Source organism: Microbacterium sp. PRC9 (assembly GCF_031844125.1).
GTDB lineage: Bacteria > Actinomycetota > Actinomycetes > Actinomycetales > Microbacteriaceae > Microbacterium.
Window position 1 is genome coordinate 380,763 of the sequence record NZ_JAUZUR010000006.1, and the last position, 15,076, is coordinate 395,838.

Annotated in this window: 10 protein-coding genes; 4 read left to right on the forward strand and 6 right to left on the reverse strand. The window is 70.4% G+C overall.

Features of this window, described 5'->3' with window-relative positions; genetic code table 11:
• Window positions 1-3 precede the first annotated feature (3 nt).
• Window positions 4-2,106 carry a penicillin acylase family protein gene (locus tag Q9R33_RS15670; protein ID WP_311294340.1) on the forward strand — a complete coding sequence of 701 codons (2,103 nt, stop codon included), beginning with the start codon at window positions 4-6 and terminating at the stop codon, window positions 2,104-2,106.
• The gene (locus tag Q9R33_RS15675) at window positions 2,103-2,708 is read left to right on the forward strand and encodes a GNAT family N-acetyltransferase (RefSeq protein ID WP_311294341.1); all 606 of its coding nucleotides are present in this window, start codon (window positions 2,103-2,105) and stop codon (window positions 2,706-2,708) included. Before Q9R33_RS15670 ends, Q9R33_RS15675 begins: the two co-directional genes overlap by 4 nt.
• A 3-nt stretch (window positions 2,709-2,711) precedes the next feature.
• Here Q9R33_RS15675 and Q9R33_RS15680 read toward each other — a convergent pair whose 3' ends face one another.
• Genes Q9R33_RS15680 through Q9R33_RS15690 form a run of 3 tightly spaced genes read right to left on the reverse strand, consistent with a single transcriptional unit; the run spans window position 2,712 to window position 8,327 of the window.
• The gene (locus Q9R33_RS15680) at window positions 2,712-6,062 is read right to left on the reverse strand and encodes an ATP-binding protein (protein ID WP_311294342.1); all 3,351 of its coding nucleotides are present in this window, start codon (window positions 6,060-6,062) and stop codon (window positions 2,712-2,714) included.
• Window positions 6,059-6,862: a DUF4194 domain-containing protein gene (locus Q9R33_RS15685; protein ID WP_396654112.1), complete on the reverse strand. Its 804-nt coding sequence runs from the start codon at window positions 6,860-6,862 to the stop codon at window positions 6,059-6,061. Before Q9R33_RS15685 ends, Q9R33_RS15680 begins: the two co-directional genes overlap by 4 nt.
• Window positions 6,855-8,327: a DUF3375 domain-containing protein gene (locus Q9R33_RS15690; RefSeq protein ID WP_311294343.1), complete on the reverse strand. Its 1,473-nt coding sequence runs from the start codon at window positions 8,325-8,327 to the stop codon at window positions 6,855-6,857. The genes Q9R33_RS15685 and Q9R33_RS15690 overlap by 8 nt, the downstream gene beginning before the upstream one ends.
• A gap of 93 nt (window positions 8,328-8,420) precedes the next feature.
• On the opposite strand from Q9R33_RS15690, the gene panD reads away from it, so the two are divergent.
• Together panD and Q9R33_RS15700 are read left to right on the forward strand one after the other, a co-directional pair.
• Window positions 8,421-8,807 (forward strand): aspartate 1-decarboxylase, encoded by a 387-nt coding sequence (gene panD / locus Q9R33_RS15695; protein ID WP_056367019.1) that lies wholly within the window; start codon window positions 8,421-8,423, stop codon window positions 8,805-8,807.
• 143 nt (window positions 8,808-8,950) lie between these two features.
• Window positions 8,951-11,722: an Ig-like domain repeat protein gene (locus Q9R33_RS15700; protein ID WP_311294344.1), complete on the forward strand. Its 2,772-nt coding sequence runs from the start codon at window positions 8,951-8,953 to the stop codon at window positions 11,720-11,722.
• Window positions 11,723-11,953: 231 nt separating this feature from the next.
• On the opposite strand, the gene Q9R33_RS15705 is transcribed toward Q9R33_RS15700, so the two are convergent.
• Genes Q9R33_RS15705 through Q9R33_RS15715 form a run of 3 tightly spaced genes read right to left on the reverse strand, consistent with a single transcriptional unit; the run spans window position 11,954 to window position 15,074 of the window.
• A complete protein-coding gene (locus Q9R33_RS15705; protein ID WP_311294345.1) occupies window positions 11,954-12,496 on the reverse strand; it encodes a gluconokinase, GntK/IdnK-type in 543 nt (180 codons plus the stop codon).
• A complete protein-coding gene (gene manD / locus Q9R33_RS15710) occupies window positions 12,493-13,731 on the reverse strand; it encodes a D-mannonate dehydratase ManD (RefSeq protein ID WP_311294347.1) in 1,239 nt (412 codons plus the stop codon). The genes Q9R33_RS15705 and manD overlap by 4 nt, the downstream gene beginning before the upstream one ends.
• A complete protein-coding gene (locus Q9R33_RS15715) occupies window positions 13,728-15,074 on the reverse strand; it encodes a mannitol dehydrogenase family protein (RefSeq protein ID WP_311294348.1) in 1,347 nt (448 codons plus the stop codon). The genes manD and Q9R33_RS15715 overlap by 4 nt, the downstream gene beginning before the upstream one ends.
• Window positions 15,075-15,076 lie beyond the last annotated feature (2 nt).

A 15,076-nucleotide genomic window follows, 5' to 3' on the forward strand; every position in this document is an offset into this window, starting at 1 on the left:
GACATGGCGGAGGTCTATCGCGACGGCCTCGGCATCCCTCACCTCCGGGCGGCGGACGTGGGCGATCTCGCCGAGGCGCAGGGAGAGGTGACGGCGCGCGACCGTGGCTGGCAGATCGAGGTCGACCGGCTGCGTGCGGCGGGGCGGTTGTCGGAGCTGATCGGCGCGGCCGGCGTGGCGTGGGATGTCTTCGCGCGACGGGCACGGCTCGACGACACCGCGCGCCGAGCGCTGGAGGGGACGGATGCTGAGACCCGCGCGTTCGTCACCCGCTATGCGGTGGGGGTCCGGCGCGGGATGTCGGCGATCGGAGCCGGTGCGACCGAGTTCGCGGCGCTCGACGCCCACTTCGGCGACGAGCGACCCCTGGAACCCTGGGAAGACCACGACCCGCTCGGCGTACTGCACGTCGCGCACGCGCTGTTCTCGACGTTCCCCGTGATGCTGTGGCGCGAGCACGTCGCCGCGACGCTCGGCGACGCATGGGTCGACGTCTTCGCGGGGTACGGCGACGGCGGCGACGAGACCCTGCCGACGTCGGGGAGCAACGCGTGGGCGCTGCACGGCTCGAGGACGGCGAGCGGGCTGCCGCTGCTCGCCGGCGACCCGCACCGCATCTTCGAGCTGCCCGGCGTGTACCAGCAGGTGCGGCTCGCGTGCGACGAGTTCGACGTCGTCGGCCTCGCGTTCCCCGGCGTGCCCGGGGCCCCGCACTTCGGGCACACCGGTGACGCCGCGTGGGGCGTGACGAACGCGATGGCGCACGGGGTGGACCTGTTCCGCGAGCGACTGCGCCGCGTGCCGGGCGGCGTGCAGGCGCTCGGCCCGGACGGCTGGCGCGACGTCGACGTCGAGCGCTCGGTGATCCGGGTTCGGGGCGGCGATCCGGTCGACGTCGAGGCGATCGAGACGGAGCGGGGCACGGTCGTGACCGAGCTCCGGGCGGACGGCGACGAGCTCGTCGGGTGGAGCGTGCGCATGCCCGCGCGGACGAACGCCGACCTCGGCGCCGGCGCACTGCTCGGCCTGCTGCGAGCGCGGTCGGCCGGGGATGTCGTGGCCGCTTTCGAGGTGTGGGTCGATCCGGTGAACCGGGTGCTCGCGGCCGACCGCGACGGCACGGTGCTCGCCGCGACGGTGGGCGTGACGCCGGATCGCCCGCGCCCCGAGCGTCGCCTGCCGTTGCGTGCGGAGGCGGTGGCGGCGGCGGCGGATCGAGCGGGCACGCGCCCACTCGAGGTGACCGACGTGGCGGTGGATGCGAACGAACGCCCCGGCCGCCCGGAGATCGACCTCGGGTGGGCGTACTCGTCGTCCCACCGCGCGGACCGCATCCGGGTTCTGCTCGAGGAACTCCGGCCGGGGTCCGTCGGCGACTTCGGGCCCGTGTGGAGCGACACGGCGAGCGGCTCGGCGATCGCGCTGGTGCAGTTCCTGCCGCGGGGGCCGTTGCCGCCGCGTGCCGCAGCGGTGCGCGATGCGCTGTGGGAGTGGGATGGACGGATGGACGCAGCATCCGTCTCGGGTGGCATGTTCGCGGCATGGCGAGCCGCGCTCGTGCGGCGCGTCGCCGCACACCCCGCGCTGGCGGCATTGCACACGCCGCACGGCTACGGCGCGGTGTTCGACCCGTGGCTCGGTATCACCGGCCAGGTCGCCGCGGCATTGACGAGGCTGCTCGCACACCCTGCGCTGCGCGACGACGTCGAGCCCCTGGCGGCTGCGGCGCTCGATGACGCCACCGACGCGGACGAGTGGGGCGCGACGCATCGACTGCTTCCGGTGCACGTGCTCGCCGACGTGCGCGGCACGGTCGATCCGGGAGCGGGTCTCGACGTCCCGCTGTCGGGCGACGGCGACACCGTACGGTGTACGGGCTCGACCCCCGGTCTCACCGACCGGTCGTGGCGAGGCTCGGTCGCACGATGGGCGTGGGATCTCGCCGACCGGGAGAACAGCCTGTGGAGCGTGCCGTTCGGCGCCGCCGGCGACCCCGCCTCACCCCACTTCGCGGATCAGCTGCCCGCGTGGGCCGAGGTCCGACCCGCGCGGGTCGTGACCGACTGGTCCCGCCTCCGACCCGATGCCCCGACAGGAGCCGCATGACCACCCTCAGCACACAGCGCCTCGTGAGCGGACCCGCCGGAGCCATCGTGCACACGGCCGACGACCCGGTGCTCGGTCGCGTCGAGGTCGCCGTGCTCGATCCCGTCGCCGATCTCGAGGTCATCCACCGCTGGGTCACGGCACCGACCGCCCGATTCTGGGGGCTCGGCGACCTCACGCCCCAGGAGCTGAGCGACCTCTACGCGTGCGTCGACTCTCTCTCGACCCACCACGCCTTCCTGATCCGGCGCGACGGCCTCCCGATCGTGCTGCTGCAGACGTACGAGCCCGAGAACGACCCACTCGGCGAGGTGTATGCCACGGAGCCCGGGGATGTCGGCATCCACTTCCTTCTCGGCGACCGTGGCGCGCCCGCCGTCGGGTTCACCACGCGCGTCGGACACGCGATCGCCCGGTTCCTGTTCTCGCGGGCGGCCGTGGACCGCATCGTGATCGAGCCCGACGTCGGCAACGACCGCGCCGTCGCACGTGCTCGTCTCGTCGGGTTCGACCTCGGACCGCAGGTCGAGCTGCCCGGCAAGTCGGGGCAGCTCGCGTTCCTCACGCGAGAGGCGTGGGAGTCGGGCGGCTCGAGGGTGTAAGGGTCAGCCCCGCAGGCCGACCTTGGGCTTCGCCCACGAGCGGCCGCGGGTGTCCTTGAGGATGTCGTACTCGACGTCGACGTGCGGCTCGATGGCGCTGTACTTGTCGTTCGGCGCACCGATCACGAGCTGGAAGCCGAGGCCGCGCCACGCGCCGATCGCGCGCTTGGTGAAGTGCGCGTCGGCCTTGATCAGCGCCTCGTCCATGAACACCGGGGCATAGCGCGGACGCACCGCACCCGCATCGCCGAGCTGATAGCGCAGGGCCGCGCCCACGATGAACGCGATCAGCTCCTGCGACTCGCCGCCGGACTTCTCGCCGATGTGGTCGTACAGGGCGACGTGCTGCTTGGTCGCGGCGTCGACGCGCTCGGCGCTCACCCGCACGTGGTTGCGCACGTCGATCAGATCGCCGAAGTCGGGCGACGAGCGGCGCATGTGGCCGATCAGCTTCGACATCCGCCGGTAGACCTGCTCGCGCTCCTCGTCGGACGACGCCGCCTCGATGAGCGCCCGCACCTCGCGCAGTTCGCGGCGGAAGCGGCGCCGCGCCTCCGACTGGTTCTCGCGCGTCGTGATCTGCAGGCGGTGATCGTCGTCGTAGAACGGCAGGTCCTGCATGATCTCGTTGATCGGCGCGATGCGGTCGCGGATCTCGCGGATCGAGCGGCTCAGCGTCGAGTCGAGGTTGGTGAGGTCGTTGCCCGACAGCTTCAGAAGGCTGTCGCGCCACTCGGCCTCGAGCTCGTGCAGCCCGCTCGTTCGGAGCGCCTCCAGGATGCGCTCGAAGTCGTCGACGGACTCATCCGGGTCGGGCAGCAGGTTCGGGTTCGGCCAGCGCTCGAGGAAGCTCACCATGATCCGCCGCACGCCGTCGCGCTGCTGCTCGAGCGAGTCGGCGGCAGCGCGGCGGTCTTCGGTGAGCCGCTGCGCGGCGGTCGTGAGCGCGGCGACGAAACCGGCCAGCGCGTCCGAGGCGCTCGCCGGCCGCGACGTCTCGGTCAGGCGGAAACGGTCGTCGAGGAACGCGATCTGCTCGGGGCGCAGCATCCGTCCCGCGTCTTCTGCGGCATCGATCACCGTCTGGTCCGCGTCGACGTCATCGATGACGTCGCTCCACTGCGACTCGATCTGCTCGCGCTCGACCACGGTGCGCGCGATCTCTTCGCGCAGGCGCGCCGCCTTGCCCTTGGCCGCGGCGATCTGCCCCTGCACGCGGGCGATCTCGGGATTGGATGCCGTCACGTCGTCCTGCACGGCGAGCCAACGGTCCCGCTCGGCCGTGACGGCGGCGACGTCGACCTGCTCCCAGGTGAGATCGCGGACCTTGGCGTACACCGCGAAGCGAGCGTCGACGGCGTCCAGCGCGGCATCCGCCCGCGTGCGGTCCTCCGTCGCGCGCTCGAGCCGCGCACGGGCGTCGTCGAGCTGCCGCGCGAGGTCGGCGAGACGCCGGTCGTTGGAGAACCCGAGCACGTTCTCGCGACCGTGGCCGCCGTGCGCACCACGACTGCCCTGCGACATCTGGCCGGTGATCGTGAGCGCCATCCGGTGCTGCGACAGGCCGGCGGCGGAATCGACGCACACGAAGCCGAAGCGGTCGGCGAGACGCTCCTGCAGCCACCCCGTGAACGGCGTGCTCTGGTAGTCCAGGCGGCCGGGCAGCGTGGTCGTGTCGCGCAGGTCCGCCTCGTCGAGTCCGGCGTGGACCCCCTCGTAGCGCAGCCGCACCGGCGTGCGCACGGAGTCGATCGCCGTGCGGAATCGCCCGAGGTGATCCACGTCGATGAGGAGCGTCGTCGCGAAACCGCCCAGTGCGAGGTTGAAGGCCTCGCGCCACGGCTCGAACTCCGTGCGCACCTCGACGAGCTCGCCGACGAACGGCAGGTCCTCGACCTCGATGCCGGCCGCGCGCGCCACGAGCTCGCGCGATTCGTGCAGCGCCCGCGGGATGTTGCCCTGCAGCCCTGTCGCCCGCCGCACCTCAGCCTCCAGCTCGGCGATCTCGCGTGCTGCAGACTTCTCCGCCGAGATCGCCTCGGCGTACTCGGCCCGCACGCCGCCCTTCGCATCGCGGTCGGCGAGGCTCTTACGGGCGCGGTCGATCAGCTCGGCGAACTCGGCCTGCGTGGCCGCCTCCTCGCCGATCGCCCGCAGGTCTGCGTCGAAGCCCGCGCGGCGACTCTGTGTCGCGGTCAGCCGCCGCTCGACCTCGCGCAGCTCCCGCTGGGCGGTCTCGAGGCGATCGCCGCCCGAGAGTCGCAGCACCTCGACCAGACCGTCGCGCTCCGCCTCGGCGGCGTCCGCCAGCGCACGCTTTTCACGAAGCGTGGTGTCGGCCGCATTCTTGCGGTCGCGCAGCTCGGTCTCGACCTCGCGCAGCATGCCCAGTCGTCGATCGGCGCGCCAGAGCGTCGCCAGCGATGCCGGGTCGGAGAACTCGCCGACCTCGTCGATCAGCCGCACGCGCTCGAGCGCCACCGCGATCTTCTCGCGCAGCTCATGGAGAGGCTCGAGCGCGCTCACCTGCTGGCGCGCCGTCAGCATGCGCGTGCGCGTGCTCTCGAGGCCGTCGAAGTGCGCGACGACGGCGTCGGCAGTGGTCATCGTCTCGGGCTCTTCGAGCACGAGACGCTTGTACAGGTCGTCCACCGTCGTGATCTGCTGGCCGGCCTGGATGCGGGCGAGCAGGCTCATCGCCTTGCCCCCCGCGCCCGCAGCGCCGATCCCGAGCACGGCGTGCAGTCGTGCCGAGAACTCGCGATCGGTGCCTACCGGGTCGAGCCCGGCGTTGCGGAGGGAGAGGTCGGAGAGGCGCAGAGCGGCGGCTTCCTGGAGCGAGCTGAGATCGAACGCCCGGTCCGTCGTCGCGCGGACGCGCACGGTGTCTTCGAGCACACGCGCGCCGGCCGGGATGTACCACGCGCGCACGGCGGTGAAGCGGGACCCGTCGTGGTCGATCCACGTCATCGCGACGGCGGTCCACGTGTCTTCGCCGTCGCCGCGGAGCACGCGCATCTTCGTACCCTCGTCGGTGCGCGACTCGTCGAGCTTGCCGCGTCCGTAGGAGAGGATGTTGCGCTGCTCGTCGCCGCGCGGACGCCCCGTCACTCCCCCGTTGGACGCGCCGTTGAACGGCGTCGTGTGAGGCATCATGAGCGCGATGTACGCGTCCATGAGCGTCGACTTACCCGAGCCCGACCCGCCGCACAGCAGGGTCGCCTCGGGTGAGAACCGCACGCGGTGCGCGCCGTCGTAGCCACCCCAGTTGACGAGCTGCAGGTCCTCGGCGAGCCACTGCTGCCCGCGCGATGCCGCCGGGATCAGCCCGAACAGCGTGTCGAGCATCGTCACAGCGAGGTCTCCTCGAGGTCGTCTTCGTCGTCTTCGTCGTCTTCGTCGGTCTCGTCGAACACATCGACGGCGGCGACGGATGCTGCGCCCTGCGCGCCCGCCGGATCAGACTGCGTGCGCAGCCAGTCGCGCAGCTCGCGCAGCTTCTCGGCGCTCAGCACGATCTCGACGAGCGGGCTGATGCGGAACCGGCCGGTGGTCTCCTCATCGACGATGCCGTCGCGCGCCAGCCGGTCCATCGCCTTGCGGATCGAGCGCTGCCGGCGGGCGGTGTCGCCGTCGGCATCGACGAAGTAGCTCATGACCGTCTGCTCGACGTCTTCGATGTCGACGCGGGCCGCCGGCTCCCCCGCCGCCGACTCGCGCTGGTAGACCGTGCGCAGGTGCACGAGGACGAGCGTCTCGGAGCGCGTGTACGGGGCATCCCTGAGCAGGATGGGCATCTCGAGCTCGTCGGAGCGCACCTGCTGCTTGTACGCGACGCCGCGGTCGTGGTCGACCACCAGGCGGACGAAGAGGTCGTTGAGGCGCGATTCGAGGAGCTGCTGGTTGTCGAGCAGGACCGTCCACTCCTCGCGGTTGCGGTCCGCCAGGAGGAACCGCCGCTGCAGGACGTGCACGAACACGCGCCGCACCGCGGGGTCGAGCACGCCGCGGTCGCCGGGGAAGAGCTCGTCGAGGTCGTCCTCCATCGCCGCGGGCGCGATGAACGCATCGCTCGCGGCAGCGTCCTCGACGGCGATGTCGGTGGCATCGAGATCGCCGGCCTCGAGATCGGCCTGTGTGGCGGTCTCAGTCATGGTCGTGCTCCTTCGCGGTGCGGGCGGTCACGGATCCGAACGCGAACCGTCGCGTCGTCCCGTCGGGGCGCAGGGCTTCGACCACGGACACTTCGCCGCCTTCGCTCATGCCGTTGCGGTGAGCGATCTCGAGAAGGCCCACGAGGTCCACCGGTCGCCGGGCCTCGTCATCGGCCCCCTGGAACGCATCGCCCAGATCGAACTCGTCGCCGAGGCCGGCGACGTAGGCCTCGAGCTCGGCGTACCGGGGTCCTCCCCACGCGCGGGTGTCAGCATCCGCGAACTGGGCGTCCTCGTCTGCGGCGGTGAGCGGAGCGGGCGCGCCGGGAGGACGGATGTCGCTCACCGACTGCCGCAGATGGCCGAGGTCTGCCATCGGGAGGCTGCGGAGCGGCTCGACCGGGGCATCGGAGGACGAGCTGCGGGTCCACGCCTGCAGACCCGACATGACGTCGCGGAGCAGATCGTCGACCTGGCGGTCGCGGATCGGGTCGTGGGTGCGGACCTGACCGGTGATGACGCGGGAGGCGCGGCGCTGTGCGGTGAGGACCTCCTCGACGCCGAGCTCGACCCGGCGGCCGATGGCGTCCAGCTCCTTGCGCTGCTCGCCGTCCATGAGACGCGTGAACGGCTGCGCGAGCAGCGTGTGCAGCTGCTCGGTGAGGCTGTCGATGCGTTCCGGATCGCCGATCAGGCGCAGCGCCCCGGCGAAGGCGCGGCCCTCGGCGGTCGACTGCATGACGTGCTGGCCGCGCTGGAGGTACTCGCGCAGCACCTCGCCGGTCGGACGGACGTCACGACGCAGGTCGGCGACGACGTCGCGCTGCATGGCCTTGATGGATTCCGCGACGCGTGTGAAGTCCGCCGGGAGCTCGCGGGCCAGGTGCAGGACGTTCTCGGCCTCTTCGAGGAGCTGCTCGTCGTCGATCGGCTCGGACTGGCCGAGCTCGAGGCGGGCGATCTCGGCGTCGAGCGCATCGCGCTCCTGGATGAGGCGGGCCATCCGGACGGCGGGATCCGTCTCGGCATGATCGGAGAGGCGCTCGACCGCCTCGAGCAGAGTGCGCACGCGCGAGTTCGACACGCGCGTCCGGCCTCCGGCGGTGCGCCCCGTGATCTCGAGCGCACCCACCGCGTGCGCGGTCAGGCGGTACACCTCGGCGTCGCCGTCGATCTGCGGCACGAGCCATCCGACCCGCACCCAGTAGCGGCAGATCTCACGGGCGGTGCCGACCGGGAGCGTGCGATCGCCCTCGTCGTAGCCCGCGGCACGGAGTTCGTCGAGGATCTCGGCGACCTCGGCGTGCGCATCGGAGATCTCGACCGACGGGCGATCGACCGTGAACACGATCGAGAGGGCCGCGACCACGAAGGGCGCGTAGCGACCGTGGAGAAGGTCGAGGGTGGGGGTTCGGAACGCCGCGAGAGCCCGCAGATATGCCGCTTCGGCACGAGTGTTCCCCATCGGGTCCAGACTACCTGGGGCGGACACGGGACCACGATTCGGGCGGCAACCGATCCTATTATTGGACGCGATCCACTATCCCCAGGAGTTCCCTTGCGTCGCACCCTGCTCAAGTCCAAGATCCACCGCGCAACCGTCACGGGCAGCGACCTGAACTACGTCGGCTCGATCACGATCGACGCCGATCTGCTGGAGGTCGCCGACATCGTCGAGCACGAGCAGGTGCACGTCGTCGACGTGAACAACGGCGCACGATTCGAGACCTACACGATCGCCGGCGAGCGCGGCACCGGAGTGATGCAGATCAACGGCGCCGCCGCGCGCCTCGTCCACACCGGCGACGTCGTCATCGTGATGTCGTATGCACAGTACGAGCGCGAAGAGGTGCTCGAGCACCAGCCCGTCGTCGTCAACATCGACGAGTCGACGCCCGATGCACGGGTGAACAGCGTCGCGCGCGTGCTGACGACTGCGGGCTGACCGCCTCGCCGCCGCTGCGTCGAGGCGGCGACGGACCTGTACAAGCGGACCACGCCGGTCATAGGGTGCCCTCAAGCCCTGTGTCCGTGACCCTCGCCCCACGGCGGTCCAGCGCACCGGATCCCGACGAAGGGGTGCAGAGCATGGTCAGTTCCGAGTCACGGCGAGGCGAGACCTCACGCTCACCATTCCCGCGACGCGGGGTCGCAGCATCCGTCTCCATCGCTCTTGCGCTGTTCGTCGGCGTCGCCGCGCCGTCCCTGGCGCACGCGGACGGACCGACGACCTTCAGCAACACGACGTCGATCGAGATTCCCCAGGCGGGATCGGCGAACCAGACCGGTCCCGCGACCCCGTATCCGTCGAACATCACGGTGTCGGGTCTGGCAGGGCTCGTCACGAAGGTTCAGGTGGTCTTCCATGGACTCACACATGGGGCACTCAACGACGTGGACGCGCTCGTCGTCGCGCCCACCGGGCAGAACCTGGTCGTGATGTCGGACGTCGGCGCGCCGAACACGCTGACGACGTCGAACAACGCGACGCTCACCTTCGACGATTCCGCCGCCGGCGTCGTGCCGAGCGGCAGCGTCCCGACCGGTTCATATCGTCCGAGCAGCGACGGCGGCGCAGACGCCTTCCCTGCGCCCGCGCCCGCTCCATCCGCGCAGACGACTCTCGCGGGAGCATTCACCGGCGTCGCCCCCAACGGCACCTGGCAGCTGTTCATCGTCGACGACACCTCGGGAGATCTGGGGACGATGTCAGGCGGATGGAGCCTCGTCATCACGACCGAGCAGGCCGCGGTGGCGACGACCACCACGGTGACCACGTCGGGCACGCCGTCGAAGACCGGCGACCCGGTGACCTTCACCGCGACGGTCACCGCCGGGGGCAGCCCCGTGACGACAGGGAGCGTCTCGTTCACGGCGGACAACGCCGCCCTCGGCCCCGCGGTCGCCCTGAACGCCTCGGGGCGGGCGTCGCTCACGACGACCACTCTCACCGAAGGCACCCACGCGATCCTCGCGACGTACACGGGCAGCACCGGATTCCTGGGGAGCAACGGCTCGGTGTCGCAGCGGGTCGACAACACGACCGTCGTCACCGGGAACACCTTCTGCAACCCGGGGACGCTGACGGTTCCTCAGGCAGGAGCCTCCACCCCCTATCCCTCGAACATCACCGTGTCAGGGCTCGCCGGTCCGGTCACGAAGGTCACCGCGACCCTCAACGGGATCGCGCACACCGCGCCGATCGACCTCGACGTCATGCTGTCCGGCCCCACGCCGTCGACGAACCTCCTGCTGATGAGCGATGCCGGAGGCATCGCACCCGTGAGCGGCGCGACGATCACCTTCGACGACGCCGCTGCCGGTTCGGTGCCTGCACCGCTCGTCTCCGGCACGTTCCGACCCACTGACCTCGACACAGAGGGCACGGATGCTGCGTTCCCCGCGCCCGCTCCGGCCATCAGCGGGTCGACCACCCTGGCGTCGTTCAACGGCGGCAACGCGAACGGCGTCTGGAGCCTGTGGGTCGTGGACGACGCGAGCGGGGACACCGGATCGATCGGCGGCGGGTGGTGCCTCACGGTCGCGACCGTGAGCGCCACCACGACGGCGCTCACCTCGAGTGTGAACCCGTCCGCCTTCGGCGGCGCCGTGACGTTCACCGCGACCGTGACCTCTGGTGGATCGCCCGTCACCGGGGGAACCGTCTCGTTCGCCGACGGAGCGACGCCGCTGGCCTCGAACGTTCCCCTGGACGCCAACGGGATGGTGACGTTCACCACGAGCACGCTCAGTGTGGGCACCCATGGCATCACCGCGACATACTCCGGAACAGCGGCATTCGCCACCAGCGACGACAGCGTGGATCAGGTGGTCGGCCTCGCTTCGACGAGCACCTCCCTCACGTCCAGCCTCAACCCCTCGCTCGTCGGTGGCGCCGTGACGTTCACCGCGACGGTGACCGCCGGCGGGTCGCCCGTCACCGGGGGAACGGTATCGTTCACCGACGCCGGCAGCACGCTCGGCGCCCCCGTCGCGCTCGACGCGAACGGCACCGCGACGCTCACCACCAGCGCCTTGACCGCCGGCACGCACCCCATCACCGCGACCTACTCCGGAACGGCGGCCTACGCCACCAGCAGCGGGAGCGTCGATCAGGAGGTGCGGACCCCCGCGGTCGCGGTAGCGGGCGGACCGTACTCGGTGGCCGAGGGAGACAGTGTGGCCCTGGACGGCACGGGGTCCAGCCCCGGAGCCACATACGAGTGGGATCTCGACGCGGACGGCGACTACAGCGACGCGAGCGGCCTGACGCCCACGCTGACCTGGGATCAACTCGAGGCGGTGGGCATCGACGACGGCCCGTCGAACCACACCATCGCTCTCCGCGTGACGCTCGGTTCTCAGCAGAGCACCGCCACCACCAGCCTGGCGGTCGTCAACACGGCGCCCGACACCGTCGTGACCGGCGCCCTGACCGCGACAGCCGGAACACCGTTCACCATCAAGGTCGGAGCTGACGACCCGTCGTCCGCCGACATGGCGGCGGACTTCACGTACATGGTCGACTGGGGCGACGGCTCGCCGGTCCTGACGGTCGTCGGCCCCGCGGATCCGCCGGTCACGCACACCTACGCGGCGGCCGGAACGTACACGGCGTCGCTGACGTCGACCGACAAGGACGGCGGTACCGGCGAGGCGCTGACGATCGTCGTGGTCGTCGCGGCGGCACCGGTCACGACGCCTCCGGCGACGACTCCGCCGGCCACTCCGCCGGCCACTGGCGGTCTGCCGCCGACCGGTGCGGATCCGTCCGCCGCACTCGTGGCTGCAGGGTTCCTGCTCCTTCTGGGCGCAGGGATGGTCGTGTACGCGCGGCGGCGACACTCGATCCGCTCGTAGGAGACGACGAAAGAGGGTCGGCCTTCCGGCCGACCCTCTTTCGATCGGTCGGGATGACAGGATTTGAACCTGCGACCCCTTGGAGAGTTCGGGCGATTTCCGAACCCCTCCGGATGTCCTAGGAACCCTCGCGTTCCCTTGTGTTGACAGGGAACCGGACGGTTCGAATGCTCCGATTGTATCGGGTTGGCGGCGGACGTCCCTGGGTGATTGGGGTGGGAAAGTGATGGCCTACTTCACTTGCCTCAGGAACTCGAGCGCGACCTCGGCAGCCCCCTCGATCGGCATCGCAAGTGGTACCACGATGCCATTCTCTTCGGAGGCGAGCGGCTCCAACGTCGCCAACTGCGAGGCGAGCATCGATGCAGGCATGAAGTGCCCTGTTCGCTGGCCGATACGCGCGGCTAGTTCTTCATCGGTGCCGTGGACATGAACGAAGGCTAGATCCAGGCCGCTGACCCGAATGAGCACGTCGCGGTACACCCGACGCAACGCCGAGCATGCCACGACGACCGGCCCCGTTCGGCCTTCATCGCGGACTAGCGTGGCAACCCTGGTCAGCCACGGCCAGCGGTCGTCATCGGTGAGCGGCACCCCCGCTGCCATCTGCGCCATCGCCTCCGCGGAGTGCAGGTCGTCGGCTTCGATGAACTCGGCGCCAAGTCGTGCCGCGAGGGCGGCGGCGAGCGTCGACTTGCCAGCACCCGCCACACCCATCACGACGACCGCGACCGGCGACGAACGGGCACCGTTGCCGGTATCCACCTCGCTCACCAGTCGTGGACAGTACCGTCGGCGAGACGGTTGTAGGGCAGGTACGCCTGCTCGTACGGGTACTTCCCGGCTTCGTCGAGGTTGAGCTCGACACCGAGTCCGGGCTTGTCGCCGGGGTGGAGCAGACCGTCCTGCCACGTGAAGGACTGCTCGAAGACCTGGTCCGTCTTCTGCCCGTGCTTCATGTATTCCTGGATGCCAAAGTTATGGATGCTGAGACCCAGGTGCATCGCGGCCGCCATACCGACCGGCGAGATGTCGGTCGGGCCGTGCATGCCGGACTTGACCTGGTACATCGCCGCATACTCGAGTGTCTTCTTCAACGGGCTGATGCCGCCCATGTGGGTCACGGCGCCGCGGACGTAGTCGATCTGCTGATCGCGGATGAGGTCCTTGAAGTCCCAGATGGTGTTGAAGATCTCTCCGATCGCCAACGGCGTCGTGGTGTGCTGACGCACCAGCCGCAGCGCCTCCTGATTCTCCGCCGGGGTGCAGTCCTCGAGCCAGAACAAGTCGTACGGCTCCAGCGACTTGCCGAGCTTGGCCGCCTGCAGCGGCGTCATCCGGTGGTGCCCGTCGTGCAGCAGCGGGATGTCCGGACCGAACTCGCTCCGCACCGCCTCGAACACCCCCGGCAGATGGTTCAGGTACGCGCGGGTGTCCCAATCCTCCTGCACTGGCTTCGCCCCACGGCGCGCGGGCTCGTGGTCGTACCGAGCCTCACCGCCACCCGTGTCGGACGACTGCGACGCGATGCCGTAAATCGCCTTCAACCCCGGAACACCGGTCTGGATCCGGATCGCCCGGTACCCCTGCTCCAGGTGCGAACGCACCGAATCGAACAGCTCCGGCAGCTCCTTCCCCGACGCGTGACCATACGCCAGCAGCCCGGTGCGCGACGCCCCGCCCAACAGCTGGTACACCGGCATCCCCGCCGCCTTGCCCTTGATGTCCCACAGCGCCATATCGACCGCCGCGATCGAGGCCATCGTCACGGGGCCGCGACGCCAGTACGCGGAGCGGTACAGGAACTGCCACGTGTCCTCGATCTTCGAGGCATCCGACCCGATGAGAAGCGGCACCACGTGCTCGGTGAGATACGCGACGACCGCGAGTTCACGCCCGTTGAGGGTTGCGTCGCCGAGACCCGTGTGCCCTTCGTCGGTCGTCAGCTTCAACGTGACGAAGTTGCGGTCCGGGCTGGTGACGATGACTTCAGCCTTTTCGATGATCATGATGCTCTCCTCGAGAACGGGGGCGCAGCGTTCACACTGTGCGCACGGGGGTTCGGTTGCGGTCCGGCCGCGTCGCGCACGCGGGCGACGAACGCCTCGGATGCCGCGAGCCGCGGTGACACGACGGCGATGAGTGCCGCGACCGGGTCGTCGGATGCCGCCGCAGCGGCGAGCTCGTCCGCTCGCGGATCGGACTGGGATGGAGCAGTCTGTAACCACTGGATCCAGGATGCTGTCGCTTCGGCACTCGCGCCCGGGGCTCGGCCGGCATCGAGCGTCCGCTCCGCCACCGCGGCGAATCGGAACTGCACCTTGGAGGTCGCACCGGCGGCGATCTGGCTGAGGCTGTGGACGATGCGACGGTTGGCGAAGCGCGCGATCAGCTGCGTGCGGTAGTCCTCATGCTCGGTGCCCGGGGGCAGGCCGGCAACCGCCTCGGCCCAGAAGTCCTCGACCCGCGCGCGGCAGTCCGGGTCGGCGATCGCGTCCGACACCGTCTCGAGCCCGCGCGGGATGCCCGCGAAGGCGAGGACGCAATGGGCCCCGTTCAGCAGCCAGAGCTTGCGGTTCTCCCACGGCTCGATGTCGTCGACGAAGCGGGCGCCCGCGCTCTCCCAGCGGGGACGACCGGCGGGGAACTCCCCCGCCAGCACCCAGTCGGAGAACGACTCGGTCACGACCTCGTCCTCCGCCACCTGAGGGGTGATGCGGTCGACTGACGTGCTCACGAAGGAGACGTTCGCGCGGATCCAGTCGGACAGGCCCTCGTCGACCTGGGTTGCGAACCCCGTCACTCCCCGTGCCACGAACGCACCGTTGTCGGGGATGTTGTCGCACGGCACGACCGCGATCGATCCGGCGTCGGCACGTCTGCGGGCATCCAGGCCGAGGATCAGCCGGCCGAGCACCGTCGAAGCCGTGGTCGCGCCTGCTCGCAGCGCGATGAGATCGCCCTGGACCGCGGCGTCGGCGAGATCGGGGTCGCCGTCAGCGTCGAGCCCGTAGCCGCCCTCCGTGACGGTGAGGGTGACGACCGCGACCTCCCGCCCCGCCAGGTAGCGGCGGAACGCCTCCACATCCGCGCCGTCGTGGGTCGCCACGACGCTCTCGATCCGCTCTTCGGCATCGCCGTCAGGTCCGCGGACGATGAGCGGGTACGAGAAGCCTCGCGCGGCCAGCTCACGCGCAGCCCGCGGGCTGCGCACAGTGAACGCGGCGATGCCCCAGTCGGCGGCATCCGTCGCGTGCTGGGTGTACCAGGCCTGGTGGGCGCGGAAGAAGCGCCCCAGACCGATGTGCACGATCCGCACAGGGTGGCGCGGCCCGGCAGGGGTGTCTTCCACGA